The following is a 26,863-nucleotide window of genomic DNA, read 5'->3' on the forward strand; positions in this document are numbered from 1 at the left end:
GCCGATTGCCCCGACCGTCCTAATGAAATTGCCGCCCGCAGGCCGGGCCTTATGCGACAGCTCGGCCCGGCTCACTGGCCGGCCTGCTTTTTGTCCGCAATGTTTTTCTCGATCGCCTCGTCCAGCTCGCGCAGTATCGTGTTGTTGTCCTTCGCTCCGGTAATGATCTCGTTGAACTTTTGCCGTACCAGCGTATCGACCGTGTTGTCGAAATAGACGCTGACGTACGGATCGGACTGCTTGTGCTTGAACAGCGCCTCGACATTTTTCCCTTTCAGCTCCGGGATATCGGCGGCAAATTGTTTCTGGATGGCGGGATCGCTCAGTACGGTCGGGGTGGCGAGCCGGTTGAACCCGATTTGCACCTCGTCGGAATTCAGGTGGGCGATGACGCGGAACGCTTCGTCTTTTAATTTGCTCGTCGCGGCGATCCCCAAAAATGTATAGTTCATATACGGATCGGTATTCGGAAGCTCCTGGTACGTCGGTACGGTGGCCAAATCCCACGACAGCTGCGGGTACTCCTTGGAAGCGGTGATCATGGGGCCGGGATTGACCACGACCATCGCAAGCGTTTCTTTGTAGAACGGATCCATCACCCTTGCGATCGTGCCCGGGATCGCCACATTGTTGCCGGGGATGCTGTACAGCCGCTTGAACAGCTCGGCCGGACGCGTCCAGGCGGACATGTTCGCTTTGCCGGAGCGGTCGATAACCTCCAGATTGAGCTGAGAGGCGATCATATTGTAGAATTGCATATCCATGCCGCGATACTGCACGCCACCATCGACGCGCGTCATTCTTGCGGCAAGCTGGATCGCTTCATCCCAGGTCATGTTATCTTTCGGAGGCGTTACGCCGAACCGGTCGAACAGCTGCTTGTTGTACAGCAGCGAGTGCACCACTTTGATATGTGGCAGCGCATACATTTCGCCTTTGTCGGAAAAGCCCTGCATGCTTTTGATCATATCCGCGTCGTACCGTCCCAAATCATATCCGTACTTTTTGATCAGCGGCGTCATATCGTAATTCATTTTTTGCGGGATGACTTGAAAGATCATGAAGTTTTTGGTCGCCTTCATAATATCCGGCGTATTGCCCGAAGCGATCAGCTTTTCCAGCGTGTTGCCGCCGAGCGGGATTTGCTCCAGCGTCACGTTCGGATATTTGCGGCGAATCGGCTCGACCATCTGTTCTTGGAACACCTGCTCGTTGTCGCCACCCCATACTTTCAACGTCACCGGCTCGCCGGCTGTCACACGATCCATGACCGTCGCTTCCGGTGCCGGCTGCTTCTCCTCTTTCCCACACGCCCCCAACAGTGTCGCCATTACGCCCAGCCCAATCATCCACTTTATGCTTTGCCCCATTATACGTCCTCCCCCATGGGACGGTTCCCCGGATTGCTGTCGCGCGATCCGGCCGTCCGTCTCTGTATGTCCCTCCACGTCCCGCCCGCCGCGGCACAGGCGTCCGTCCCCGATTCCGGGAACGGCTGCCGTATGCATCTATTTTCCGGATACTTGCCCCCCACCCGGCTATTACTCCGCCTCGCCCGCGGCCTTGCCGTCCGTAACGGCTCGCTCAATGACCGTCACGCTTGCGTATGCCAATCGACTATCGCTCCCTGCTTCCGCAAATCCGCTCTGAGCCTCTCCGTATCGACCGCCGCGAACGGTTTGTTTTCCCGCACCGCCTGCACCGCCGCCAGTCCGGCCGCATGGCCCATCGCATAGCACGGTCCCTGCTCCCGCAGCGGGCCGAGCACGTCCCGCTCGACGCTGATCGCCCTTCCCGGGCAAATGATATTCGTCACCCGACGCGGTACCATGCAGCGGTACGGAATCGGCGTATACCGCCGTTTCAGCTTTTTGCCGCTTTCCGCCAGCGGCTGGTAGCTCGGCTTTTTTGGATCGGGCAAATCCCAGCCGTAGCCGCTGAAGCCGATCGTATCGGGAAAATCCCGCTGATCGAGCACGTCCTGCACGGTATACACGTAATCCCCGACGATCCGGCGCGTTTCCCGGATGCCCAGCACCGGGGCCACCAGCTTGATCCGGGCATTGCCAAATCCCGGGAAATGCTCCCGCATAATCGCCATCAGCCGATGCGTCTCGCTCCGTCCCCGCATCATCCCCCGGCTGATCGAGCGCCCGTCCGTGCCGTCCACGTCGCAAATGCGCGACGTGTTGATCATCATCGTGCCTTTCTCGTGTACCTGCACGCTGATGAAAATGTCGTACGGAAAATCCCAGATCCCCCGTTCGCGCAGCGAGCGGATCATTTCCCGGAAACGCGGCGACTCGTGCTCGTAAATATACGCGGCGGTCTGCTCCTGGTCCACGCCCTCGACATGGAAAATCAACGTGGCCGGCGTCATCAGCCCGTCTTCCTCCCGCCCCTTGACGACCGGACAGCCGCAACGCGCCGCCATATCCGCATCCCCGGTCGCATCGACGACCGCCGAGGTCGGCACGGCGAACAGCCCGCTTTTGTTGAAGGCGACAATATGCGTAATCCGATCGCCGTCGGTCAGGGCGTCGACACATCCGGTAAAATAAAGCACGTCGACGCCGGCTTCCAGCATTTTCTCGTCCAGCAGCGCGGTCATGGCGATCGGATTGAACGGAACGCCGCTGACAAGCCCTTTCAGCCAGCCGAACGGCGAATATTTCTCGTCCGGAATCGCGCGCGGATCGATCGCCTCGCCCCGGGCGTACAGCCCCTCGGTTATTTCCCGGAAAATGCCGGCCACGCAATCGTGCTTGTTGTCCAACGTCCTGCCGCCGAGCAGATGCGTCACCCCGGCCGAGGTGCCTACACCTCCCAACTGTCCGGTCGATTCGATCAGCAGCGTCTTAAGTCCCGCCCTGGCCCCCGCCAGCGCCGCCGGAATGCCGGACGGGCCGCCTCCGCATACGACCACGTCGTACGGCTCCCATAACGCCAGTTTCTGGTTGTAATCCACGTTACTCACGCCCCTATTTTTGTCGTCTGCGCCAAAACCAAAACCGCAACGATCCCTCCGGTTTTGATGAAGTAAAGCGTTTTCCTTCCGATGCGGGAGCGGCCCGGTCCGCCGACGCCTCCAGGCGCCGACGTATACCGCCTTTATCAGCGCGGGTCGAGCCGAGCCAGCACGATCCGCTCGTACGGCCGTTCGTCGCCGCATTCGTACAAACACAAAACCGTCCCGTCCTCCGTTTGCGCCAAATCGGAATATGCGGCCGGGCCCGAACGCAACAGCAGCCCTTCGTCCCAAGTACGGCCGCCGTCGGCGCTCAACCGCGCCGTAAGCTTATTGCGCTTGGTACTGGCCAAGTTGGACAGCAGCATCGGGCCGTCGGCCAGCCTCAGCACGCTGCCTTGGCATACCGGATCGACCAGAGCTTCGTCCAATTCCGGGGCCGTCCACGTCTCCCCGCCGTCGCGGCTCCACGACCCGGCTCTCCGATTGCGCCCGTGATAGCTTCTCATGTTCAGGTAAACCGACCCGTCCTCCAATTCGGCGACCGTGCATTCGTTCGTATGAGGTCCCGCGTCGTTGCCGAGCTGCCACGTCACGCCGCCATCGTCGCTGTAGATCGCATGGGATATATACGGGCCCGACCGGCCCGCCGCCTCATCCAGCACCGCGTGGTTGCAAGGAATGAGCAGTCTGCCGCTTTGCAGTTGGATGCCGTGGCAAGGTCCTGTCGCGTACCAGGTCCAGTCGGATCGTTTGACCGATTCCGAAATGTCCCTTAAAGGCGACCACGTCAATCCGTCATCGCCGCTGTGGATCGCCAATACGTCCCGAGGCGCCCGCCCCGCCAAAATTTCCTTCTCGTCGCCATGCTCCGTATTGCGGCATAACAGCAAACGGATCACGCCCGTATCGCGATCCTGGACGGGACACGGATTGCCGATCGTATTGCTTCCGTCCTCCGCGATGCATACCGCCGCTCCCCACGTACGTCCTCCGTCCGTGCTGCGGCGCAGCAAAACGTCGATTTTGCCCGCGTCCCCCTGACCGTCCATCCGACCTTCGCAAAAGGCGAGCACCGTTCCTTCCCGGGTCACGAGCAGCGTCGGAATACGGTACGTGTGGTAGCCGCCCTCGCCGGCGACGAACAGCTTTTCCGCTTCTCCGAGCTGGCGAAGCCCCGCCCGATCTCCAGCCATACCCGCTGTTCCCCGCGTGATCGCATCGTTCATGCTCCGGTTCCCCCGATCTGTCCGGCGGCCGGCTGCGACGCATGCCGCACGAGCAGCGGATTGCCGCTGTAAAACGATTCGATACGCGCCTCCTCCTCGCCGGTAAAGCGCTTGAGCGGAGAACGGACGGTTGGCGTCCGCAGTACGCCTTGCAAATAAAGCACATATTTCTCGTAGGGGATCACATCGAATTGAAGCATATGTCCGATCACTTCGTTCGCCTGCGTCTGCAGCTCGGGCAACGCGTCCCACCTTCCCGACTCCGCCCGGGCGAACATGTCCGTGAACAACGACGGCATCATGTTGAAGGTGCTGCCGATCGCACCGTCCGCGCCCATCAGCGCTCCGGCGGCGTACACCTCGTCGTGGCCGTTCATGATCAGGAAGCCGGGTCCGCAGCGGGCGCGAATTTGCTGCATCTCGAACAGGTTCATGGACGTGAACTTCACTCCCATGCATTGCGGGTCGGCGGCCATCGACTCGTAGAAATCCATCGTCAAACTGACTCCCGTCGCTCCCGGATAATGGTAAACGATCATGGGAACGCTTACGGCGGACATGATCGAACGGTAATGGTCGCGTATTTCCTGTATGCCTGGTTTGTAGTAGAACGGCACGACCGCCGACACCGCATCCGCTCCCGCCTTTTCCGCGTGCCGGGCCAGCTCGACGCTTTCCCGGGTGCCAATGCCGCCCGTGTGGGCGATCACTTTCGCCTTGCCCGCCGTATAGCCGATCACCGCCTCGAGCAGCTCCATCCGTTCCTTCGCCGTAAGCAGAAACGCTTCTCCGGTGCTGCCTCCCGCATAAAACCCTTGCACACCGTGGGCAAGCTGATGGCGGATCAACGCCCCGAGCGACTCGAAGTCGATCTCACCCCGTTCGTCCATCGGTGTCAATAGTGCCGTGTAAATCCCTTTCATTGTGGATGCCACCGGCTTCTGTTCCCCTCTCCTGCATGCGATGATGTACGTATGATTGCAAAATCTGTACTACATATTTTGAATATTAGCAAACAAAAACGCATTTTTCAATGAGTATTTTCGAAATCTGTATTATTATTTTCAAAATCATACATACTGATTTAAAGACATATCCGCCTCTCCACTCCTGCAACGGTCGGGGAACGGGAAATAAGGGTGATTTACAGCTGCTACCGGCGGCGTAATAGGGAGGATTGGCAAAACAAGAGCGGTTTGCATTCGCTAATTCCTTCGGTTTGGGCCAAACCGGAGTACCCGCCAATAAGAGATGAGAACGTTACTTATTTGTGAGAACGGGCTCCACATACGCCAAATAAGAGGGGCGAGAACGTCTCTTATTCGCAAGCATGATCGCGAATATGCCGAACACGCACTCTCTCACCTGCCATGAACTCGGTCGTACATTGGCCGTACTTGGCCGTAATCGCCGCACCGATTGCCCCCAGTGCGCGGAAAAGCCTCATATGACGGTTATCCTCCATTTGGCGGTTGCCGGCGGGCATCCACACAAAAAAACCGGAGGCCTTAAGCCAACCGGTTTTCCAATCATCTCCCAGCACGTTCCCACCTGTTGCAAACTGGCGATCTCGACTCTTGCGCCGGATGCGCTTGCTCGGGCCACCGCGTCAATGCGGCCGTTTCAGACGGCGTCTTCTTGCAGTTCCCTCTCCCGTGACCGTTTGCAAACACGCCTTAGTCCGGCACAAGCGGCTGTGAACGGAATTGGCCGGGAGTCATCCCCGCATACTTCCTGAACGTATGGCAAAAATACGAGCAGTTGGAAAACCCCGAGCGCTCGCTCACCTCCTGCACGGATAAAGCCGTCGTCTGCAGCAGCTGCGAGGCATGCTTCAGTCTGCGGATCGTCAAAAAATCGGTGATGGTTTTCCCGGTCGTCTTCCGGAACAAATTGGACAAATATTTGGGCGACAAATGAACGGCCTTGGCAAGCGTCTCCAGCTGAAACGGCTCCCCATGGTGCTCGTCGATCCATTCCAGGACGCGTACGACGAAGGGGTCCGACGTCGGCTGGCGCATGGCCGTACTGCCGCCGAATTGCCACAGCGGTTGAATCCGTTGAAAAAGCGAAAGCAAAAACAGCGCATTCTGCTCCAGATCGCCGTTCGCGTAATGGGCGCCAAACCACAGTCGGGCGTCGCGAATAAATCCGTCCAGCTGCGCGAATACAGGGCCCTGCTGCACGTGCAGCACCTCCGCGGAACGGCTCAGCTCGTCATGGAACCGGTACAGCGCAGGGAACGGTTTCAAATATTCGGCGAAATAACCGGGATTGTATCGGAACAAAGATCGGATATACGGCTGTTCCGGCTTGATCTGCATTTGCTGGTAGTGCGGCTGAAAAGGCCGGAAAAAGAGCAGCGTTCCCGGCCCGGCCTCGTAGACGCGCTGGTCGACGATCACTTGTCCGCTTCCCTCATGGACATAAAACAGTTCGACAAACGGATGGAAATGAAACACTTCCTTATAGGGCGCGCCACGGTCCGCGACAAACAAAAGCTCGATCGGACGCCGCAGCGTATCGACAAACAGCATCGCGGTTCGCCTCCTTCGCTCGGCTGCATCGATTACCATTATAGCAGAAGTCAAAATCGTAACAGAACAATATACTAGCGGACTTAAACGAAATCTTGCCGTCCCTTTCCATGGTAAACTAGCATCGATTTGACGCATACGAACCGATTTGAATACAGCGCGCAAGGAGAGGGAACGAGATGGAGACAACACGCATCATTCGGGTCGCGATCATCGGACAAGGGCGCAGCGGCAAAGGCATTCACGCCAAGCTGCTGTCCAACATGCAGGACCGGTATCGAATCGCGGCCGTGGTCGACGGCATTGAGGAACGACGCGAGCAGGCTGTACGGGAGTTTGGCTGCGACGCCTACGCCGATCAAGAGGAATTGTACGGCCGAAGCGATATCGATTTGATCGTAAACGCCACGCCCAGCCATATGCATGTGCCGGTAACGGCGGAGTTTTTGCGGCGAGGCTTTCATGTGCTGTGCGAAAAACCGCTGGCTCCCGCGGCCGCGGACGTGGACGGGTTGATCGAAACGGCGGAGCAAGCCGGCAAATTGCTGGCCGTGTTTCAGCAGTCCCGGTTTTCGCCCGCTTTTGTCCGGATGAAGCAAGTAATCGATTCCGGCGTACTGGGGCGAATCGTGCGAATCCGCTTTGCCAACAACAGCTTCGCCCGCCGCTGGGATTGGCAGACGCTCAAGCGGTTCAACGGCGGCAGCCTCATGAACATCGGCCCGCATCCGCTCGATCAGGCGCTGCAGCTGTTCGATCCGGAGCGGATGCCGGAAGTCGCCTGTTTCATGGATTCGGCCAACAGCTTCGGGGATGCGGAAGATTATGTGCACGTCATGCTGCGCGGCCCCGGCAGTCCCGCGGTCGATGTGGAAATTTCCTCATGCCATGCCTATCCGTCCAATCATTACGAGGTCCAAGGGACGCGCGGCGGGCTGAAAGGGACGTTCGGACATCTGAACTGGAAATATTTCAAACCGGAGGAAGCGCCGGAGCAGCGGCTGATCGTCGAGCCGATGTTCAATCCCGACGGTACTCCCGCCGCGTGCAGCGAGACACTGACCTGGCATGAAGACAGCTGGGAACAAAAAAACACAGTCGATTCCATGGGAACGGCTTTCTACGAAATGCTGTACGACGCCCTTGTCCGCGGCAAGCCGCTGGAGGTCACGCCGCAGCAGGTGCGGCGGCAAATCGCCGTCATGGAACAGTGTTATCGTCAAAACCCGCGTTTCGCCCGTTGAGCTTCGGTAACCCGTGAATCGGATTGCGGTATGCGGTCGACCGATCGCCGTCATGCAGCGAAACACCTGAAACGGCCATGACACTGGAACAGATCGCCGCGCAATGCGGCTATGAAAGCGGATTATACCTCAGCCGCGTGTTCTCCAAAAAGATGCGCATGAGCCCTTCCCAGTATCGCAAAGCACATCGTCTATATCCAAAAGCGCCTGCCGGCCGAACAACCGCCGCAGGCGCTTTTCTTGACTTCTTCCCGATTTCGGTTTGTTGCCTTATCGTCCCGTTACTCCGAATAACCCATCATGCCGATGTAAGCCAGATTCGGTTGGGCGATGTCCATTCTCCCGTACTGGATAATGACCTCCACGCTGCTTCTGAAGCGCAACGAATACTGCATCTGTCTATCCAGCGCGACGCCCCCGATATCGTTCGGATTATCCATGCGCAAGCATTTGACTCTTCGCGCCGGAACGACAATCCGGATGTTTTCGTCCGGCTCTCTGTCCTCGTAGTAAATGTCCATCGCGATCTCCGCATCGGCATCGTGACAGTTCAGAATCATCACCGCTTCGTGCCCCTCGAAGCCGGCCTCGTCCACTTTGTCTTTGTAGGGCATATAGCCGTCGACGATATACCAGTTTCTTGCTCCTTGTTTGCCCATCGCAACCTCCTGCTGCTGTTAAATCGGCCCATACGGGAAGGACGGCGAACACTCCCCGCTCCGGGACTGGGATATGCCTCCGATCGCCGTTGTTGCCGCCAACGAAAGCATACGCATTCGTCACGGACCGACCGGCGTACGCAGCTCGAGCCAATCCGTCCCCAGAACATTTGCGCTGCCTGTCGTCATCTTTCGCCACTCCGCTACGATGTACGGCCCTCCCGTCCCGCTAACCGTCACCGGGTCGGTGTTGATCACCGCCTTGCCTTTGACCCACTCCCCGGCGCTCGGCGCGGCAATCCCGATATTCAGCTCGCCCGCGGGCTCGTCATAGCCGGACCAGACCGCCGGCGAATATTTGTCGAGGGCGTACAAGGAGAACGAGCGAATCCGCAAGTCGGCGCTTCCTCGCCAGAACAACACTCTCACCTTCTTCACCGCATCGGTCACGGCGAAGTACAAATCTTCTACGCTGTCGCTGCCGGTCGAGTAGCTGCCTCCGAAATACCCTCGCCAAAAGACCGTTCGGTTCACATACGTTTTGACGTACGGCTGGGGGTTTGTGCCTCCCGGGTGCGTCAAAATTTGCCCGGCGGCATCGTAGCAGACGATATGGATGCGGCCTCCGTAGCCCGGCTCGCTGTCCTGCTTGACGACGAACCTTTTGCACTTCGACGTGTCTACAAACACGCCGGGAGCCCCGTACGCCGAGCCCTCGACAGCCACATAATTCGCTTGCAAACCGAGTCGGTAGGCAGGGTAGACGTCCGCCGTCTGAAACGAGCCGAAGCCGATTCCCGGAATATGAACCGCCGTATTCCCGTCGTAATAGCACGCCTTCCGATGGAGCGGCCCGGAGTTGAAGATCATGGCGTTGAATTCGACCAACCGGCTGAGCCGGGACCGGACCGCGGTTGACGGATATTGGGACAAATCGTCCACTCTCGCGCTGCCGTATCCGGCTTGCAGCTCGTTGGCGTTCGACTTGTTCTGCGTGCGGATCGTGACCGGACTATTGCCTTCATTGCGAATGTCCGTAAAGAAATTGACTGAGCCATGCTCGATCAAAACCGGCAGCGCCTCCTGCGGATTCGCCCTGTCCGCGTTCAGCTCGAAGCTCGGCTTGTAGAACACATTGTTATTATTGTTCGTATAAGTCCCGTCCTGCGACGTAATGCGTACGCCGATACGGCCCTTGCCGGGGTTCGCCGAAGTCGCGCACCAAATCCTCCCGTTCAGAAACACGTTCTCGTTGCACCAGCCGACGCCCCCTCCCGCATTGCGGTTCGTCAGATCGACGGCGATTTTGTTGTTGGTCAGCGCGCCCAGGTGCACTTCGTTATAGACGAAGCCGGCCGAAGCGCCGAGGCATTGGACGCCGATCGTAAAGGCACGCGCTTCGACGATATGAATGTTGGAGGAGTAGCAATTGATCAGCCGGATGCCGACACTGTCCTCGCTGAACCAATCCGCCTGGACGGCGCGCTGCACATTCAGCTTCAAAGTCAGCAGCGAGTTGATCGCGGCGGTTCCGCCGATCTCCAGGCACGCGACATTGGCAGCTCCCGCGTAGACGAGCGGGGCTTCCATCGACACATGAATGTTTGCGGGAACTGTCACCGTCGATTCCACCGCATACCCCGCCGCAGCCGGAAAATAAAGCGTCGGCTTGCGTGTCGAAGAGGCGACCGACAACGCGTAAGCGATTGCAAGCGTTATCGAAGCGGCATCGTTCGTCGTACCGTCGCCCTTCGCGCCGAACCATTTCACGTTGACCGTCCCGTCCGACATGATCCGCTTGAACCGCTGACCCAGACTCGAGACGACGACGGCCCCCGTATCGTCGGATGAGGTCGTGTCGCCCGGATCGTAGTAAAAATGTCCGTCCTGCCCCGCATCGGTCACATAATACACGTATCCTTCGGTCGTATCCGGAGTCCCTCTCAATTCCGCCAGCGTAATGTCCCGAACGCAATCGTCGCAGTGCGGATCCCCGTTTCCGTAGACGGATTGTCCGACGCTGCCGCTTTGGCCGACCGCCTCCCGCATCCCCCCGGGCAGCAGCCCCGCCGCCGCGAACGCCGCCCCCGTTATGCCGAACGATGCCAGCAGCTTTCTTCGGGTCAGAATCGCATTCATCCGCTCCTCCGCCGTGCGCTCTCCCGACTCCGTCCTTGTCCCTGTCACATCAGTCATCAACGATTCCTCCTTGTTCTATGAAACAGATGATAGGCTACACGCCAACATAGCTTATTTTCTTAGGAGATAGTTTCGATAGATTACGGACGTTATGTTGTTGAAATACGCAAACTGTCGTTTTCGATCCGGAAGCGATGCCGCCCGGTCCACTTCCGGAACGGATAAAGCTTCATCTCCGAGCTGTCGGCCTCGTCGATGCGGAATCCCGGGTCCGTTTGATCACGTTGCTGATCTTGAGACCGGATGTCTTGTCTACCCGTCGACTCCTCCCGACGAGACACTCTTGATCCGTCGCCACTCGGCGCTTAATTCCCGTACCAGCTTCGACATCGATTCATAACCGTCTTGCGTGACGATCAAGCTTTCCTCGATCCGGTTCGAGCCGTGCGGGTGGCCGAACAGGCTGACGTCCGTATTTACGGTCATACCCGCTTCGAAGACGGCGGCGGCATGCTCATCCGGGTACGGCGATTCCGCTTCGGACAGTCCGCAGCCGTGCAGCGGCGGATACAGGTCGTATTCGGTAACGCCTTTGTCGGCAAAATAAGCTTTGACCGCGCGCACCAGCTCGCTTTGCTTGGCGCCCGCCTTCAGCTTGGACAAGGCCGTCTCCTCGGCTTCCACCAACGTATCGATAAAGGCCCGCTGCTCCCCGCTCATCTCGCCGGCGACGAACGGAAAGCCGATCGTGGCCACGTACCCTTGAACTTGTACGGCAATGGCGGTCATAATCATATCCCCGTCCGCGATCACCTTGTCCGTCGGCCTGCCGATGATCGTCTTCACACGCTCGCCGCTCGTCAGTACGCAGAACGGCAAACATTCCGCTCCCAGTCGGGTGCATTCGCCGTAGGCGAGCGAAGCGAGCTCCAGCTCCGTCATACCCGGCTTCACCCGCTCGATCATCAGCCGGTAGCCGGCGTCGGCAATCGCCGCCGCTTGCCGGAGACAGTCGATTTCATGCTCGCTCTTCGTCATGCGCAGCCGGAAAAGCAGTTGGCCGGCATCGACGGTTTCGGCGTCGTCCAGACTGCTTTCGATCGCTTGAAGCAAGGCGGCCGGCATCGCATCGATGCCGACAATGCCGACGCGCCGCAACCGGTTCCTTTCACCCAGCTCCCGAAAAATGGCCCGCAAGCTCGTATATTGCGCCAACGGATAATCGATCTGCTCCGGTACGGTTACGCACGTAAACTCGGGAAGCAGCCGGATATCCGTCCATGCGCTCATTTCGCGGCAAAGCATATCGCCCTCGGGCGCCGCGATTACGATCGGCTCGCCGTCCTGCGGAACGATCGCCGCCCCCCGTTCGAACAACGGCCAATAATTGCTTATATAGCGCAAGTTTTCTTTGCGGTACTCGTCGCCGTAGATCAAGCACGCCTGGATATCGCTCTCCCGCATCAACTGCTTCAGCTTTTCCGCTCTTGCCGCGAATTCTTCGGCCGGAATGGCACTCATTGTTTTCGCTCCTTCTGTCGTCCGTTTTTAAAGGCAGGTGAATAATTCGCCGCAAAGAAATAGGCGGGAAGGCTAACGAATGACAACGTAAGCTCAGCCCTCCGAAAAAAACAACTGTAAATCAAGAAGTTAAATTCAGGTAAAAATATAAATTTATTAAAATAAATGGAAATAATGCAGTTAAATCGCCACCATACCGCAATTCAAGCGAAAAGCGAGGAAATAACTGTACTTTTTCCAGTTACCGTCGGCAACAAACCTCCCTCATCCCAAATAGCTGTACTTTTTCCAGCTGCCCATCGGAGTACCGGTGCCGACCGCTTCCGTGCCGCGCACCAACGGTAACGGGGCAGCTATCCATGCAAATAACGGTATGTTATGAGGCTGATGAAAAAGTCTGCAAAGAGAGGAAGCGCCGGAACTTCAATACACGCATGCCCGGATTTTCATAAATCGGGCAATTTGGCTCAGCTCCTCGCTCAGATCGCCATAGGCGATAATGCAATGATGCGCGAACCCTTCCTTGATCAAGGCCGCGAGAAACGATTTGACCGGACTCTCCAGCTGGATCAGCGCCGTAATTTCTTCGCAAGGGATATTGTCCGGGACGTGCAGCGCCTTGCCGCGGACGATCAGCATTTTGTAGCCTTCCGCATCGTTGATCAGGTGCCCGAGGGTGACGACGCCCGGCTTCAGCGTATATTCGAAGCCGAATCCTTTCCCCGCCAGGCCCCACTGCTCCGGCGAACGATTCACTTTGATCGTGCCGCGATCCGTCGCGTAGTCCGTATTGGCATAGCCGTGGTGGATCATCAGGATCGCGTTCAACGTCTCGTCGTATTCTCCCCATTCGGCGAACGCCGGCGTTTGGCCGGTCAACCGGTTCATGATGCACATCATGATCAGGCCGTGCACATCGCCTTCGGTATTGACCACATATCGGCCTTCCTCGTGCAACATCGTGTTCGCCAAATACGGCGTCGTGCCCGTTTTCTCCTCGGTGTAGTGCTGGCCGAGCAGCGTGACGGCGTCCAGCCGGAATCGTTCGATCGTGCTGCGCAGCGCGTAGTAAAACTTCGCCGAGCGCTCGATATCGTCGTCGCCGAGACCGACGATGTTGAAGCGGCTTTTCGTCGCCGAAACGATATCGCGAATATCGTCATCGGCGGCCTCCCGGAATTGCCTCAGCAGATGGTCCACCTGGATCGAAATGACATTCGGTCCCAATGTTCCCTTGATCATCGTCTTGTCGTACTCGAAATCGTACATACCCCGGAATACATGTCCGATCACCCCGATATTCAAACTTTGCAGGCCGACATACGTCTCGTATGCGCGCACATAAGCGCCGATCTCGGCATAAGCGGCTTCTTCCTCATGCGCCCCCACGACCACCTTCAAATCCGGGTACCAGCCCATTTTGCGGAAGGTGGCCGCCAATTGCGTATTGGCGATCAGTCCGCTGTTTCGCATCATATGGGCGTAGCTGCCGGACAAGTTGACCCGATTCGCCCCCTGGGTATTGAACAGCAGGACCGGAACTTCCCGAATATGGGACAGTACCTGAATCGCCATGTAGTCCGGACAGTACGTACCGGCCACATATATGACCAGATCGACCTGCTCTTCCTTCAGCCGCCGCCCCGCCTCGTCCGCCGTATCGAGCGTATGCACCAGTCCCGGCCAGACGACATGCTTCACGTGCCTCTTCAGGTTTTCGTACACTAGCGTCATATCGTTGCGGACATCTTCCTGAAAAGAGGCCTGGAACATGCGCCAATATTCGAAAAAACCGACCGTCACCAAACCGACCTTCAACGCACGCGGCTCGGACCGTTTGCTCAGCAAGTCGCCGAACACGTTTCCTCTGGCAACCTCAAACGATTCGATCACCTCCGGCTCCCCCGGTTTCGACCACAACTCGCCCAGTTCGGGCTCTTCCGGCTTGGACCCTGGCTCTTCCAGCCCCGGCTCCCCCCGCTTCGATTCCTTCGGCCTCGACTCCCCCGGCTCCTCCTGCTTCGATTCTTTCAGCCTTGACTCTTCCAGTTCGCCCGGCCCCGACTCTTTCAGCCTTGTTTCCTCCGGATTCGATTGTTCCGGTCTTGCTTGTATCGCTTCACTCATACGGCTGCTCTCCTCTCCAAATGCCGCTTGGCTGTCTCTGTTATTTGCCGATTTCCTCCAGTAGGCGGACGGCATTGTGATGCATGATATTGGCGATCTCCCGATCGTCGATGCCCGAGAACAGGACGCAGCCCAAGCCGTAGTGCGGATCATACCACGGCATATCGGTGCCGAACAGCACCTTCTCGGAGGTGGCGGCGCGCACCATCTTCCGCACGATCCCGTTCAGCCGATGCGTATCGCACAGCTCCAGGTACACGTTCGGCAGCTCGGCCGCAAGCTCGATAGCCCGATCGCATTCGCCGGGAGCCGAATGTCCCATCAGAAACTTGATCCTCGGATAACGGCGCGCCAGCTCGTCAATCATCCGCGGCGGGTTATACGGACTGTGGCCCCACGTGTGCGAAAGCAGCAGCAGTCCGTTGTCGTTGGCGAACTCATACAGCGGCGTCAATTTATCCCCGGTTAACGGGTACTTGTGGTAATCCGGCAAAAGCTTGAAGCCGACGTACCCCGGATGCCGCCCGAAGTCGGCGAGATCGCGCTCCAGCCCGTCGGCGTAATTCGGGTTAAACGTATAGTAGCCGTATATGCGCTTCGGATGTTGGACCATTGCCCGCACGATCTCGCTATTGCCGGCAATCGGATCGAACAGGGCGCTGTGCGGAGCGGAAATGATCCACTCGATGTTTTCCGCGTCCATCATGCGGATCATCCGATCCAATCCGGCTTCCGGCAAATAAGTGCCGTAAAACGGACCCATATGCGTGTGCATATCGATGATCGACAGGCTGCCCAGCTTGCCGGTCTCCACAAACTCTTCGGCCAGCTTCGACGGATTCGTCATTTTGATGCCTATATTGTTCATAGCCGCACCTCGCTTAACAAACGCTCGATATTGCCGCACGCGATATTCTTGATGTCCGCTTGACCGATCCCCGATCCGATTACGGTCGCCAGCGGGCCGCCTATATTGTTGCTCGGAAAATCGGAACCGAACAAAATCCGCTCCGAGCCGAATTTGCCGCATATTTGCTTCAATTCGCCGGCCGTCTGCATATCGCCGCACTCGATGTACACATTGCGGTACGTGCGAAGCAGCGGGTACAGAAAACGGGCGTGGCTCCATAAGCCGTAATTGTGGACGATCACCGTCAGCTCGGGAAACTGTTCCAGTACGCTGTAAATGTGCTCCCAGCCCGTACTCGGGGACAAATACAACGGGATACGCGCCGCCGAGATCGCATCCAGCTGCTCCCCCATCGTAACCGCGTTCAGCAAATAGCGATTGCGCTCCGGATAAGCCCGCAGCAGGCGAACGCCGCTTTGCTTCATCCGGTTGAACAGCGGCTCCGGAGCAAACTCCTCGTCCGTGACGGCGGGCAAAATCGTCCAGGTGGGGATGAGCCTCTCCGGCGCTTTGGCCGTTTCCTCCATCAGCTTCGCGTTGCCGTAGCCGGGATCGACATCGATCATCGTCGCATGGTATACGGCCGCGCCCGCGATGCCGCAGAAGTCCAGCGTCTCCAGCAGCTCCTCCGCGTGGCGGGCTTGCTCGACTTGTTCCCGGATCAGGAAAAACTCGTGATTGACGATGTCGGAATTGACGGTTCTATAGCCGATTCCGCAGCTGCAATCGATCCATTTCATGGGACACCTCCGTTTATTTCCCGTCATCCAGAAATGCCGCCGGGTTGTCGCAAAACAACATCCGGATCTGCTCCGGCGTTATGCCCTCGTCCTCCATCATCGGGACGATATTGGTGATGACGTGATCGTATCCCCAGCCGCCATAGCGGTGCAGGCACGTTTTCAGACACACGTCGTTCGATACGAGCAGGCGGGAGCCGTAACCGCAATCGATCAAAGCTTTAATCGCGCGTACCCGGTCGATATCCCGGGCGAACAGGCCTCTTAATACGCTGCGGTGTCTGCGGTCGGCATAAAATTCTTTGCCGAAGTTGTCAAACTCGATATAGACGCCTTGGTCGAGCAGTTCCTTCAAGTAGTCGAGCCGGATATCGACATCGATATGGTTGATGCATATTTTGCCGGGATCGGCCCCGTGCCCCGCGAGTATACGCACCGCCTCGGAGCCGTTCCTCGCCCACAAGTCCGTATGCACGTGCAGGCCGAGTCCGGTTTCCTTCTGCACGGCGGCAGCGGCGATCAGCGTCTTGCGCTCGTTCGGGTAGATGATTTCGCTTGTGCCGATTTCGCCGATGACGCCGGCCTTGATCGAGGTGCCGTCGATGCCGTGCCGAATGTCGGACAGCATCTCCTCCGCGATCGACTCGACCGTCCTCTCGTCCATATCGGGAGGATGCGTCGCCTCGATATAGTAGCCGCAGCCGGCGACGATGCGGATATCGAGCGTCCGCGACAGACGGGCAAGCAAAACCGGGTCGCGTCCGATCTCCCGCAAGGTCAGATCGACCAGCGTCGTTCCTCCGGCTTGTTTGAACTCCAGCAGCTCCTCCCGGATCACCGCTTCGTCGTCGAGCACGGCATTGTCCAGCACCGCATAAGGATTGCGACGCAGCGCACCCGAGTTGGCGAGGGATACGTTCTCCCTCGCCAGCACTTTGGCCGAGACGGTGTGCGGCGCGGGCACAAGCGCTCTTAGGTCGATAAAGGCATGTTCGTGCGGCAGCACCCAACCCAAGCTATCGGCATTCACCTTGCCGGTTACAGTCATGACGGACATCTGGATAGCCTCCTGTTTTTTTTCCTTCCTTGAGCGCGCCGCCAGCTGCTTCTGCGCCGCTTTGGCCGCGTAGATCGCCGGTAGTTCGTTATCGGCGTCGCCAGCCCTATTCCTCGTCCGCCAGCGCCACTTCGAATATCGTCATCCCGCCGGGCGGGATTTTGGCGATAAAGCCTCCGCTCACAATCGATTCGTGCGAGCGGTCCGATCGCGGCAGAATCGTGCGGCCCTCCCGGTCGACCATCTTGACGGGCAGCGCCGGAAATTTGCTTTTGCTCGCGATCCGCTCGACGGCGCGCTTCGTCCGCACGACGGGCAGCCGGTATTGCAGCCGATTGTCGTTGCCGATCAGGAGCCGGATCGTCCCATCGCTCATCCGCATCGGCAGCATAGGGTGCTCGATGTCGGCGGAAAGGTCGCCCGCGCTTGCATAAGCCGCCCGCAGCAGCTTGCCGCATGCTCGGACGAAGCCGGTCGACGCTTTGCGGTAGACGAGGTCCAGCCGCCATATCCCCGGGTCCTCCGCATAACGCGGATCTCCCTCCACATCGGCACTGCCGTCGTCCTCGCCCAGACTAGCCGTAATATCGGCATAATCGAGGTAGCCCATCCGATAGCCGGAAATGCGCATCTTGAAGTCGGCGATCGGGTCCTGGAAGGAAATGTCGGGCTCCTGGGCTCCGGGCAAACGGAACCGGCGGTCGGACGGACTCGTGCAAATGACCGGTCCGCGGTCGTAAGCCGAGATGCGTCCGATCTCCGCTTCGGACATCAAGTCGATGTTCGGGATGAAGATCGGACCGGACACGATGTCCAAGTCCTCTATGCGGGCGACGGCCCCGATCTGGCCGCCGGCTTTGGCGAATTCGTAGATCGTCTTGTGCATCGACCAGCGCTTCGTCTCGATATAATCGGGCAGCAGCTCGTGCATTGCATGATCCGACCAGATGAACGTTGGAGTCAATACGGTCCGGGGAAGCTCGGCAAAGCCGATTTCCCATCGTTCCCGCAGCCATGCCCACTCCTCCCGCGTCAGTCCGTCTCCCAGACAGACGAGAAAACCGTCCATCGAGCGCCTCAACCCGTCCCGCGTATGCACGAAATAGTGGGTCAGCGAATATATTTCCCGCTCCACATTGGAGGCGAAATGGCCCACCGTGCTCCATTCCTCGGTCGAATCCTTCACCCCGTTCAGGCAGATGAGCTTGCCCTCGGGAGCGTATGCCTTCATCAACGTCGGCATCGTCATATAGTTGTACATCCGATACGGTCCCAATTCCCTGGCCATATGCACGCTCGTCGCGACCGATTCGGCGGCAATGTAATCCACTCCGGCCTCGTACAGCTTCTTGTAGTCGATCCCGTATCGGTATATGGCCTCGAACGGCTCGCTGCACCAGGCGTTGTTGACGATCACCTTCTTGCCGTCCTCGTGCAGCCCCCGGCACACTTTTTCCCAGAAAGCCGCCCAGCGCCACGTCAAAAACGACAGCCATTCCCGCTTGTACCGGTTCCAGATATACGTACCGCGTTTTTGGATTCCCTCTCGGTCCCGATCATCGACGGAGGCGCTTATTTCAGCCGGAAGCTCGATGCCGGTATGGGCTGTAAACTGATCGATCATATCGTCGGAATAGTCGCCGTTTTTCGCGGAGCCGCCGGAGCCCGGCGGACAGAAGTTGTCGGCAACGTGCAAGCCGGAGAAGCCGTAATCCTTCAACGCCCGGCGAACCTTCTCCAGGAAATAATCCTCGTAATACGTACCGTCTTTGAACCGCTTCAGAACATTCAGACTCGCGGCGCCGATGGTCCATACCCCCATCAGTTCCTTATGGTCTGCGAGCCATTCGCGATGCCCTGTATTGTAATGGCTCGGATGCCGGGGGTCTTTGTCGACATACACGCCCATAAGGCCCATGTACGTCTCGGCCCCGCGGCTTTCCAGCCCCGCCACCAGCTCCCTCAGCTCGAAATTGGTCCACTCCTGAATATCCCGTATTTCGTTGCGGACATTTCCGTAGTAGTTGCAGTTGTCCGGGGGCAGCACCCGTTCCCGCTCCATGCCGTCCTCATGGTGATGGACGATGTCGGGGCTGAACAGAAACAGGGAGATGCCGTCCGGCTTGAAGCCGATCGTGGAATAATAGTCGGCCACCCCCTTGTCCTCCCGCTCCTTGTCGAAGCCGATCAACGGGGTCCATATGAACATTTCATGATCTTTCCGCGCTTGATTCATCAGTCGGTTCCCTCCACAAGTCACTATCTCATCGCGATGCTTCTGTCGAAAGCTTTTCTTGTCGCCGCAAAGGCGTCTGCCGGAAGCTTTACTTTTTCTTCGCCTTCTCGGCTTCTATCGCTTTATTCGACTCTTCCGCCGCTACCCGCAGCGCCGTGTTCACATCGATCTGCCCTTGGATCAACTTGTCCATCTGCGCCGTCCATTTCGATTTGGCTATCGCGTCGTAAGGCGTCACCGGCATCGGAGCGGCAAGCTGCTTCGGAAAGCGGGCCATCAAGTTTTTGCCTTTCAAATAGTCTGTCTCCTGCCCGTATACTTCCTTGATCGCCTTGTCGGTCAGCACGGGCATGAGCCCCCTCTTCGACAACGTGGTCTGGAAAGGCTCCGACGCCAGGAAGGCGGCGGCATCGAAGGCGGCCTCCTTATGCTTGCTCGACGACGTCACGAACGTATAGGTCGGGTACGGCTGCGGACCGTAGCCGGGCCGTTCCTTGTACTCCGGCATCGTCACCATATCCCAGTTGGCCTGGAATTCCGCGCCCGGCGTGCCGATATGGGCCATCATCGCCACCGTCTTCGTTTCCGTGAACGCCTTGTACTGCTCGGCCAACGTAACCGTCTTCGCGTCCACCTCGTTGCCGGGAATTTGGTAGAACCGGGCAAGATCGGTTGTAAAGCGCTGCCATCTGTCGTCGAGATCGAACAGCGCTTTGTCCGTCTTCGGATCGACGAAAGGGACCGAGAGCTGATTGATTTGCGACAAGTGCGAGACGGAGGAGATAAAGCCCCTGTACTGCACGCCGTTCTCGACGCGGGTCATCCGCTTGGCCAGCTCGTACGTTTCATCCCACGTCATGCCGTCCTTCGGATACGGTACGCCGAACTTGTCGAACAAATCTTTGTTGTACGTCAGCAGGCCGACCGTATTGTTCAGAGGCAGCCCGTATATCCCCCCGCCCGAAAACAGCTTGATCAGCTCGATCGTCGTCGGCTCGAACCGGTTCAGGTCCAGCTTGCGCGTCTGGATCAAGCCCGTCAGGTCGTATTGCAGGTTATTGTCCAATATTTGCGCCTGGGTGAGTCCGATCGACGAAATCACCACATCGATCGCCGTGCCGCCGGCCAGCAGTTCCGGAATCAACGTTCCTTTGCCGGACGGTATAAATTTCAGCTTCATATGGGGATACTTCGCGACGACGGCGTTTCCGTACTCCTCCATAAACCGCTCTTCGGACCACCCGCTCGACGTGATGTAGAAGACGAGCTCGACCGGCTCCTTCTTCTCGGCCGTCTGCTCCCCGGGCGATTTCCCTTCGCTTGCGCCGCCTCCCGTTTGCCCGCCCGAGCAAGCCGTCAGGACGGTTCCCAGCACGATGGCAGCCAAGCTCCAATGCAACGTTTTTTTGACCATATCCGATCCCCCTATGGTTCCTATTCGAATAACCTCGCGATGCCGACAATCGGCGGCAGCCCGCAGCCGACTCCCCCTCGGGCAATGCGCCGGCCTGAAGCGATCGCACATTCGACGCTTCAAGCGTATCACGTTTGGCGGCGGCCCGGTTTGGCTCAGGCACGAATCTATGTTGTTCAATTACGAATCCGTCACTCCCCATACCGCGACGTATCTGATACGTCTCCCCGTGTTTACATCCGTCTCTTCGCTTCATAGCTATGGTCCGCCCGTATCGTCTCCCGATCGGAACGCCCCGTCTTCCGGTCGCCATGCCGGCTTCATCGTGCATATTGAACGACAAACAAGAGAAGACCACCGTCGGCAGACGGCAGCCTTCCCTGCCTAAACGTTTGTTTCCGCCGCTCACGATTTCGCGACAACTCCGCCGCGAAGCCGATCGGCGAGCGACAGCCCCCTGTCCCTGATTTCTTTGGCGATCAGTCCGGCGATTTGCGAGGCGCCGAATTCATTGAAATGCAAATTGTCCCTTTTGCCGCCCGGATAATTGGAGTTCTCCCCCGGGACGAGCCAGAGGAAAAGCCTTTGCGTCAACTCGCTCCCCAATCGTTCGAACAGCTCCGCGCTCGAGGCATACAGATCGATGACATCGACAGAACGTTCGTCGCCCAACTGACGCACAGCTTGCGCATATTCGCCCAGGCGGGTCTCCAGCAGCCTGCCCTCCGGGCCGAACTCCCGTTTGCGGACGGGCGTCAGCAGCACGGGGACGGCGTTATGCCTGCGGGCCGTTTCGACGTACTCGTTCAAATACGTTCTATAGGTCGTAAAAGGCTCCGTGTGGCAGTCGGCCTTCCGCATATCGTTGTGTCCGAAGTGAACGAACAAGTAGTCCCCCTCTCCGATGACTTGGTCAATCGCTGCGAGACGACCTTCCTCGATAAAGCTTTTGGAGCTTCTATCCGTAATCGCGTGGTTGAGTACCGTTACGCTTTCATCGAAATATGGGCCGAACGCCTGGCCCCAGCCGGCAAGCGGAGCTTTGTCCGGCGTAAAGCTTTGGGTGGACGAGCCTCCGGTTACGTATACGTTTATAGGCGTTTTCGTCATCGCAATCCCTCCCCGCTTTGTTCCAAGGACGGTTCCATCCCCGTTGCGGCATTTTGGAGTGCCGGCCTTCCGTATATCTGCTATAATGTTGCTCAATTACGAATTGTTCGAAGGCAGGCGAAAATCATGCTGTTTGCGGATACGCTGAAACGTCCGATCGAGCTCCAGCTTGTCGTGGACCGGGCCGCGCCCTACAAGGAAGTGTTCCATTTCCATCCCGGCGCCGAAATTTTTTATATTCACGAGGGCGCGGGGCAAGTGATCGTCGAGCAGCACATGTATGAGGTGAAGTCCGGCTCCCTGCTCTTTTTCCGGCCGTTTCAGCCGCACTACCAGCAGATGGAGGTCGGCCCGGAGCAGCCTTATGTACGTTCGCTGTTCAAATACAGTCCGGGCTACTTCTCGGAATTTTTGAAACCGTTTCCGGCCCTATACAAATTTCACGATTACTTGTGCCACTCCGATTCCGTTCTTCAAATCCAGCAGCTGCCTGCTCCCGAGAAGCTGGATTACTGGGTCCGGGACTTCGACCGTCGCTTCAGGTTGCGTCCCGTCATCGACGATCTGGAGCGGAACGCGCTGTTCCTGCTGTCGTTTTTCCAGTATATCCAGCCCATCTGGCAGTCCTACAGCGAAGCCGACGTGCAGCAGCCGACGATCGATCCGTTCGTCGTGCGCATCCTGAAATGGATCGACGAACATTACCAAGAGGAGTTCCAGCTGGAGGCGCTCGCGCGCGTCGCCCATATGTCGCCCAACCATGTTTCTTACTTGTTTCAGAAAACGACCGGCAAGACGATTACCGATTTTTTGACGATCCGCAGAATAAAGCAAGCCTCGCTGCTGCTGCAGACGACTGCCTTATCCGTTCAAGAGGTCGGGGAGCGGTCAGGCTATCCGAACTTCTCGTATTTTTGCCAAGCGTTCAAGAAGCATATGGGCATGACTCCCGGCCAATTCCGCTCGCAGCCGCCGTTTCGAACGTGACATCAGCGGAGCCGAACGACATTATCGATCCGGAAGCGGTGCGGTCCGTTCCATTTCTTGAACGGATAAAACATCATTTCCGAGCCCCCGTCCTCGCGGATCGTAAAGCCGGGGTCCGTGCCGTCGATCAGCAGCAGCGTCCGCCCCTCTTCGCGCACGATGTCCAGAATCGGATACCCGTTCGTGCTTCCGTCGGGATGGGTCACGACGACACAGCGCCCCGCCGTATCGTCGGGAACGGCCGTGCCGGTGACCAGAGCGTCGACGGGATCGCCGTCCGCCTTGCGCAGCACGCTTTCGACCACCCCTTCCGTCGGTCCTTCGCCATGGATCGCGCTGTCGCCCTTGCGCAGCATCGTACCGCCGATCAGCACCATCTGCGCGACCGCGCCATTCTCGAGCCGGATCAAGCCGACGCCGCCCGACAAGCTTATATCGCCCGCGACGAGAGGCTGCGACCGACCGGCGGAGCCCGAGCTGAGTATGATGTCCGTCGTGCTGCCGTAAGTGACGGCCAGCGCGACATCGCCTTCCCCGGACTGCTCCGGCTGCAGCAGCTCCGCGCGCCGAATGCGCGGAGCGCGGCCGTCGGAATACGGCTCCATCACATGGACGAACCGGCTGCGCAGGTCGGCGCCTTCCTTGCGGACTACCAGCTTGGGCATCGAATAGCGGACCGCCTCGACGTTATTATCCATCGACTTGTCGTGCAGCCGGGTAGCCCGCAGCGACGGAGCTTTACCGAGAAACAGCTCGCTTCTTTCGCCCGAGCCGCCCGAGCCGTCCAGTCCGATCACCTTCAGCCTGCCCTCTCCCGACGTCTTCAGCGTCGCTTCATAGCCGCTGTTCCCGATTTCCGCTCTTTGTACATCCTGCACGTACATATATCCGTAATATTGACCTTCGGCATCCCCTTGCTCCAGCTCGCCGGTCGGCGGCGTTATTTTCGTTCCCGGGGGAAGCAGATAAGGCCCGTACGGGCTTAACGGCACATTCGTCTCCATGACGCTATCCCGGTTGGCGTCTCCGTTCAGCGTATATTCGTGCCGGTTGCCCCCCTGCACCCGGAATAGATCGACCACATAACCCGCGCCGTCCGTTCCGCCGGTGCCGCAAGCGTCGCCGCCGAAGCCGATCAGCCACGCCTCTCTGCCGTATTCCCGCAGACCCGGATACGCGTTCTCCTGACTCGCCCGCATCACTTGCACGTCGGCGCCGATCGACGCGAACAAGAGCAACCTGCCGCCGTCGGCGCCGCTGTTCCGATCCATATCCTTGCCGTCCACTACAACCGTATTGTGGCACATCGTCGATCTCGTCCATTGACGGTACAGCGTATGCGTGTAGCCGATATCCGGCAGCAGTTCCTGCCCGCAAGCGAACAGCGCCAGATTGAGCGGATCGAGATGATCATGGCCATATTTCGGCACGTAGCTCATATACAGCTGCATTTGTCGCTCATGCGCGCCCAACGTCAATTTGGCGATGCCTGCGGCGGGCAGGAACAACGATGCTCCCGCCGGGTCCGGCGATCTCGATTTGCTGAACGCCCACGTATCCTGAATCGGGAAATAGTGTCCGTCGGGGTAAACGATGTTCGCGATGATGCGGTCGAACGCCTGCAATACCGGATAATCGCGCTCCAGGTCCAGATCGTTTACGCTTCGGCCGGTACGCGGCGAGACGTAGCCTTGCGGATCGGACCACCCTTTCGCGGCGGCGATTGCGGTCCGAAGTCCGCCCGTCGACTGCGTATGATACGACACGCACACTTCGCCGAAGAAGCCGTCGAACAAAAATCTCCCGGACACGAACGACCGTATGCGCTCCAACGCCTGATGAACATAGCGAGGGTGCCCGACAGCTCTGCTTAACGCGATCAGGCCGATCCAGTTGTGGTAGTCGTTGTTATGGTTTCCGTTCGGAAAGCTGTCGAAAAATTCGAACGAGGGCCGGAATATTCCTTCCACAATTTTGCGGTCGACATCGACGCCCGTCTCCTTGCTCAACAGTTCCAACGCGTTCGTCTTCCTCACCTCGGCGTACGCTTCCGCCAAATGACGCAGCTCCCCGAGATCGGAGGTCGACCAACGGGACCAGACGCCGCCCCAGTAATGATACGGCGGACCCGCGTTCCCTTCCGTCGGATAACAGCCCCACGGATAATCGTTGGTCGGGACCCAGCCTTCGTATGCATCGGCCCATCCGTTCAACAGCCGCGCGGCCCCCAGCGGGTCTTTCTTCGCCAGCATGCTAGTTTGCCTCAATGCATATATTTTCTGCTCGTACCAGAGCAGCCCCGTCATCGAGTAACGCCTGCCGTTTGCGTCTTCGTAGTACGGAACCCGCACCTTTTCGCCCTTGCGGTTATGGACGACAAAGGCTTTGTCCTCCGGAAACCGATCGTTCGGATACGTTGTTCCCGTACGGGCCGAGACGAGCGCAAACGGATCGCCGGGGTCCCACCGGAACAGCTTGTCTCCGGCGTACAGCTCCGGACGCTCCGGATCTCCCCCGAAAATGAAGCCGGGCTGCGGCGGGATCAGCTCCAGCAACCGGCCGACCTCCTCCGAAGGCGTCTCCGCTTCCACGATCCGCGCGTCCGCTGCCGGGGGCGGGACGTACAAGCTCTCCCCTGCCTCGATGAGCGCCCGGCTGTCGAAGGACAGCACCAGCATGCGCTGTCGGTTCGTCCGGTCCGTCACGTTCATTTGCAGCTCGTACGAGCCGACCTCCAGCGGCTTCGGGTGACGGAACGTGATGGTACCGGCGGCGGCATCCAGCTCGAATTCCGGGATGGCGATCCTCTCGTCGGAAGGCGTTCTCCACGTTAACTCGGCGGAAGCAATACCGCAGCCGCCAAGCTCCTCCGCATCCAGACACAGCCTTTTTTCGGTAAAGCCGCCGTAGAGCAGCGCCGCCCGAGCCGGCAGCCACGGCTCCGGCCGGGACGCCTCATCCCTCCCGGGGAGCCGCTGCCAGTACAGACGGCCCATCCGGCCTTCCGGCAGCACATCGATTCTCACGCTGTAGCCGGAAGCGGGCTGTCCCAGATCGATAATGGAGCAATGACGTATCGGGATAAGCGAGCTGAGCGGCCGCGAGGCCGCTATGCCGCAGCAGCGGATGACGTTTATCCGCCACTCGTCGCCCGGCAGCGGCTCCCGCTCCATGACGGAAGCAACGGGAACCGCGACCTCCAGGGTCCAGCCTTCGCTTCCGCTCCGCAAGGCGGATCGGACGTGCTCCGGCCGCTCCAAAAACTTGACTCCATGTCCGTACGCCGTGGTCATCTCGCGCGGCCCCGTCGTTATATCGAGCGGAATATGGAAAAATCGGTCGGGCCGCTGCGGAGCGGATAAGAGGATATCGATTCTCTCCGATGCCTCGCGCTCTCCGGCGGCTCTCCTCCCGGCAATACCGATAAACAAGCAGCTATCGTCGCAGGCGAGCCGTATTTCCGTATCCGAGTCTGTGCATACCGGATCGTTCGCATAGGCCGTCCGAAAGCCGCTCATTCGGGATGCCCGGCTCCACACCGCCTCATCCAGACTCCCGTCGATTATGGGAGCCTCGCCGATCCGGGGAATGATCGACCATCGGTCAGTCTGGCTGAACACAACCGGTATAGGTATTCCCTTGCCGCTTGCCTTCGTCCCCTTAGGCGATTTAGCCATGTTCTGCAAGAATATTCCCTTCTCCCTATGTTTTTGGTTGAAAGCCCTTTCCACAACGGACACCTCAACCTTATCACAATCGGCCCCGTGACAGTTTAGATCGGTTACTCCGCAGTATCGTTCCATTACGAATTGCGAATAGTCGCCACTCCTTCGCTCCTTACCGGAATTTCTGATAATAGCGGAACTGGCGTTCGTTATTTATCCGAATCCGGATGTCGGGAGCAAATGAACGGAACAGCGTTCCGCTATTTCTCAGTTTCCAATACTTTTTTCCCCGAAATGTCGAAATAACGGCACGACGTTCC

Annotated in this window: 19 protein-coding genes and 1 pseudogene; 3 read left to right on the top strand and 17 right to left on the bottom strand. The window is 58.5% G+C overall.

What is annotated here, in order from left to right:
• Window positions 1-71: 71 nt before the first annotated feature.
• The 6 genes from FE784_RS08740 to FE784_RS08760 all read right to left on the bottom strand — a co-directional run bounded on the left by FE784_RS08740 (window position 72) and on the right by FE784_RS08760 (window position 6,734).
• Window positions 72-1,370, bottom strand: coding sequence for an ABC transporter substrate-binding protein (locus tag FE784_RS08740; protein WP_176706059.1), 1,299 nt, complete (start codon window positions 1,368-1,370; stop codon window positions 72-74).
• Window positions 1,371-1,594: 224 nt separating this feature from the next.
• Window positions 1,595-2,968, bottom strand: a complete 1,374-nt coding sequence (locus FE784_RS08745) for an FAD-dependent oxidoreductase (protein WP_176706060.1) — start codon at window positions 2,966-2,968, stop codon at window positions 1,595-1,597.
• 146 nt (window positions 2,969-3,114) lie between these two features.
• Complete coding sequence (locus FE784_RS08750; RefSeq protein WP_139601765.1) at window positions 3,115-4,197, bottom strand: sialidase family protein; 1,083 nt, start codon at window positions 4,195-4,197, stop codon at window positions 3,115-3,117.
• Window positions 4,194-5,120, bottom strand: a complete 927-nt coding sequence (locus FE784_RS08755; protein ID WP_139601766.1) for a dihydrodipicolinate synthase family protein — start codon at window positions 5,118-5,120, stop codon at window positions 4,194-4,196. The genes FE784_RS08750 and FE784_RS08755 overlap by 4 nt, the downstream gene beginning before the upstream one ends.
• A gap of 395 nt (window positions 5,121-5,515) precedes the next feature.
• Window positions 5,516-5,644: a hypothetical protein gene (locus FE784_RS42350; RefSeq protein WP_281287053.1), complete on the bottom strand. Its 129-nt coding sequence runs from the start codon at window positions 5,642-5,644 to the stop codon at window positions 5,516-5,518.
• A gap of 229 nt (window positions 5,645-5,873) precedes the next feature.
• The gene (locus tag FE784_RS08760; RefSeq protein ID WP_176706061.1) at window positions 5,874-6,734 is read right to left on the bottom strand and encodes an AraC family transcriptional regulator; all 861 of its coding nucleotides are present in this window, start codon (window positions 6,732-6,734) and stop codon (window positions 5,874-5,876) included.
• Between the two features lie 179 nt (window positions 6,735-6,913).
• Between FE784_RS08760 and FE784_RS08765 the strand changes: the two genes are divergently transcribed.
• Together FE784_RS08765 and FE784_RS42355 are read left to right on the top strand one after the other, a co-directional pair.
• The gene (locus tag FE784_RS08765) at window positions 6,914-7,978 is read left to right on the top strand and encodes a Gfo/Idh/MocA family protein (protein ID WP_139601768.1); all 1,065 of its coding nucleotides are present in this window, start codon (window positions 6,914-6,916) and stop codon (window positions 7,976-7,978) included.
• A gap of 77 nt (window positions 7,979-8,055) precedes the next feature.
• Window positions 8,056-8,148 (top strand): annotated as a pseudogene (locus FE784_RS42355) (AraC family transcriptional regulator); the annotation flags it as partial.
• A 111-nt stretch (window positions 8,149-8,259) separates the two neighbouring features.
• On the opposite strand, the gene FE784_RS08775 reads toward FE784_RS42355, so the two are convergent.
• From FE784_RS08775 to FE784_RS08820, 10 genes are all read right to left on the bottom strand, one after another.
• On the bottom strand, window positions 8,260-8,637 hold the full coding sequence (locus tag FE784_RS08775) for a sensory rhodopsin transducer (protein ID WP_139601769.1): 378 nt from the start codon (window positions 8,635-8,637) through the stop codon (window positions 8,260-8,262).
• Window positions 8,638-8,757: 120 nt separating this feature from the next.
• Window positions 8,758-10,833 carry a hypothetical protein gene (locus FE784_RS08780; RefSeq protein WP_139601770.1) on the bottom strand — a complete coding sequence of 692 codons (2,076 nt, stop codon included), beginning with the start codon at window positions 10,831-10,833 and terminating at the stop codon, window positions 8,758-8,760.
• A 255-nt stretch (window positions 10,834-11,088) separates the two neighbouring features.
• Window positions 11,089-12,297 carry a M24 family metallopeptidase gene (locus tag FE784_RS08785; protein WP_139601771.1) on the bottom strand — a complete coding sequence of 403 codons (1,209 nt, stop codon included), beginning with the start codon at window positions 12,295-12,297 and terminating at the stop codon, window positions 11,089-11,091.
• 423 nt (window positions 12,298-12,720) lie between these two features.
• A complete protein-coding gene (locus FE784_RS08790; protein ID WP_176706062.1) occupies window positions 12,721-14,424 on the bottom strand; it encodes a hypothetical protein in 1,704 nt (567 codons plus the stop codon).
• A gap of 40 nt (window positions 14,425-14,464) precedes the next feature.
• Entirely contained in the window at window positions 14,465-15,292 is an 828-nt protein-coding gene (locus tag FE784_RS08795) for an amidohydrolase family protein (protein ID WP_139601773.1), read from the bottom strand.
• Window positions 15,289-16,074: an amidohydrolase family protein gene (locus FE784_RS08800; protein ID WP_176706063.1), complete on the bottom strand. Its 786-nt coding sequence runs from the start codon at window positions 16,072-16,074 to the stop codon at window positions 15,289-15,291. Before FE784_RS08800 ends, FE784_RS08795 begins: the two co-directional genes overlap by 4 nt.
• 13 nt (window positions 16,075-16,087) lie before the next feature.
• A complete protein-coding gene (locus tag FE784_RS08805) occupies window positions 16,088-17,131 on the bottom strand; it encodes a phosphotriesterase family protein (protein WP_139601775.1) in 1,044 nt (347 codons plus the stop codon).
• A 106-nt stretch (window positions 17,132-17,237) separates the two neighbouring features.
• On the bottom strand, window positions 17,238-19,367 hold the full coding sequence (locus FE784_RS08810; protein ID WP_139601776.1) for a hypothetical protein: 2,130 nt from the start codon (window positions 19,365-19,367) through the stop codon (window positions 17,238-17,240).
• Between the two features lie 88 nt (window positions 19,368-19,455).
• Window positions 19,456-20,781: an ABC transporter substrate-binding protein gene (locus FE784_RS08815; RefSeq protein ID WP_176706064.1), complete on the bottom strand. Its 1,326-nt coding sequence runs from the start codon at window positions 20,779-20,781 to the stop codon at window positions 19,456-19,458.
• 405 nt (window positions 20,782-21,186) lie between these two features.
• On the bottom strand, window positions 21,187-21,891 hold the full coding sequence (locus FE784_RS08820) for a rhamnogalacturonan acetylesterase (RefSeq protein ID WP_139601778.1): 705 nt from the start codon (window positions 21,889-21,891) through the stop codon (window positions 21,187-21,189).
• 126 nt (window positions 21,892-22,017) lie between these two features.
• On the opposite strand from FE784_RS08820, the gene FE784_RS08825 reads away from it, so the two are divergent.
• A complete protein-coding gene (locus tag FE784_RS08825) occupies window positions 22,018-22,878 on the top strand; it encodes an AraC family transcriptional regulator (RefSeq protein ID WP_139601779.1) in 861 nt (286 codons plus the stop codon).
• Between the two features lie 2 nt (window positions 22,879-22,880).
• Here the strand turns inward: FE784_RS08825 and FE784_RS08830 are convergent, their stop codons facing one another.
• Window positions 22,881-26,555 (bottom strand): heparinase II/III domain-containing protein, encoded by a 3,675-nt coding sequence (locus FE784_RS08830; RefSeq protein WP_246131964.1) that lies wholly within the window; start codon window positions 26,553-26,555, stop codon window positions 22,881-22,883.
• Window positions 26,556-26,863: the final 308 nt, after the last annotated feature.

Origin of the sequence: Paenibacillus hemerocallicola (assembly GCF_006265175.1) — a bacterium.
In the GTDB taxonomy this organism is placed as follows: Bacteria; Bacillota; Bacilli; order Paenibacillales; family NBRC-103111; genus Paenibacillus_AB; species Paenibacillus_AB hemerocallicola.

What these genes read in the sequence shown, in the direction of transcription:
- FE784_RS08740 (WP_176706059.1), bottom strand. Translation starts at nt 1,370, where the DNA reads ATGGGGCAAAGCATAAAGTGGATGATTGGGCTGGGCGTAATGGCGACA.
- FE784_RS08750 (WP_139601765.1), bottom strand. Translation starts at nt 4,197, where the DNA reads ATGAACGATGCGATCACGCGGGGAACAGCGGGTATGGCTGGAGATCGG.
- FE784_RS08755 (WP_139601766.1), bottom strand. Translation starts at nt 5,120, where the DNA reads ATGAAAGGGATTTACACGGCACTATTGACACCGATGGACGAACGGGGT.
- FE784_RS42350 (WP_281287053.1), bottom strand. Translation starts at nt 5,644, where the DNA reads ATGAGGCTTTTCCGCGCACTGGGGGCAATCGGTGCGGCGATTACGGCC.
- FE784_RS08760 (WP_176706061.1), bottom strand. Translation starts at nt 6,734, where the DNA reads ATGCTGTTTGTCGATACGCTGCGGCGTCCGATCGAGCTTTTGTTTGTC.
- FE784_RS08765 (WP_139601768.1), top strand. Translation starts at nt 6,914, where the DNA reads ATGGAGACAACACGCATCATTCGGGTCGCGATCATCGGACAAGGGCGC.
- FE784_RS08775 (WP_139601769.1), bottom strand. Translation starts at nt 8,637, where the DNA reads ATGGGCAAACAAGGAGCAAGAAACTGGTATATCGTCGACGGCTATATG.
- FE784_RS08780 (WP_139601770.1), bottom strand. Translation starts at nt 10,833, where the DNA reads ATGACTGATGTGACAGGGACAAGGACGGAGTCGGGAGAGCGCACGGCG.
- FE784_RS08785 (WP_139601771.1), bottom strand. Translation starts at nt 12,297, where the DNA reads ATGAGTGCCATTCCGGCCGAAGAATTCGCGGCAAGAGCGGAAAAGCTG.
- FE784_RS08790 (WP_176706062.1), bottom strand. Translation starts at nt 14,424, where the DNA reads ATGAGTGAAGCGATACAAGCAAGACCGGAACAATCGAATCCGGAGGAA.
- FE784_RS08795 (WP_139601773.1), bottom strand. Translation starts at nt 15,292, where the DNA reads ATGAACAATATAGGCATCAAAATGACGAATCCGTCGAAGCTGGCCGAA.
- FE784_RS08800 (WP_176706063.1), bottom strand. Translation starts at nt 16,074, where the DNA reads ATGAAATGGATCGATTGCAGCTGCGGAATCGGCTATAGAACCGTCAAT.
- FE784_RS08805 (WP_139601775.1), bottom strand. Translation starts at nt 17,131, where the DNA reads ATGTCCGTCATGACTGTAACCGGCAAGGTGAATGCCGATAGCTTGGGT.
- FE784_RS08810 (WP_139601776.1), bottom strand. Translation starts at nt 19,367, where the DNA reads ATGAATCAAGCGCGGAAAGATCATGAAATGTTCATATGGACCCCGTTG.
- FE784_RS08815 (WP_176706064.1), bottom strand. Translation starts at nt 20,781, where the DNA reads ATGGTCAAAAAAACGTTGCATTGGAGCTTGGCTGCCATCGTGCTGGGA.
- FE784_RS08820 (WP_139601778.1), bottom strand. Translation starts at nt 21,891, where the DNA reads ATGACGAAAACGCCTATAAACGTATACGTAACCGGAGGCTCGTCCACC.
- FE784_RS08825 (WP_139601779.1), top strand. Translation starts at nt 22,018, where the DNA reads ATGCTGTTTGCGGATACGCTGAAACGTCCGATCGAGCTCCAGCTTGTC.
- FE784_RS08830 (WP_246131964.1), bottom strand. Translation starts at nt 26,555, where the DNA reads ATGGCTAAATCGCCTAAGGGGACGAAGGCAAGCGGCAAGGGAATACCT.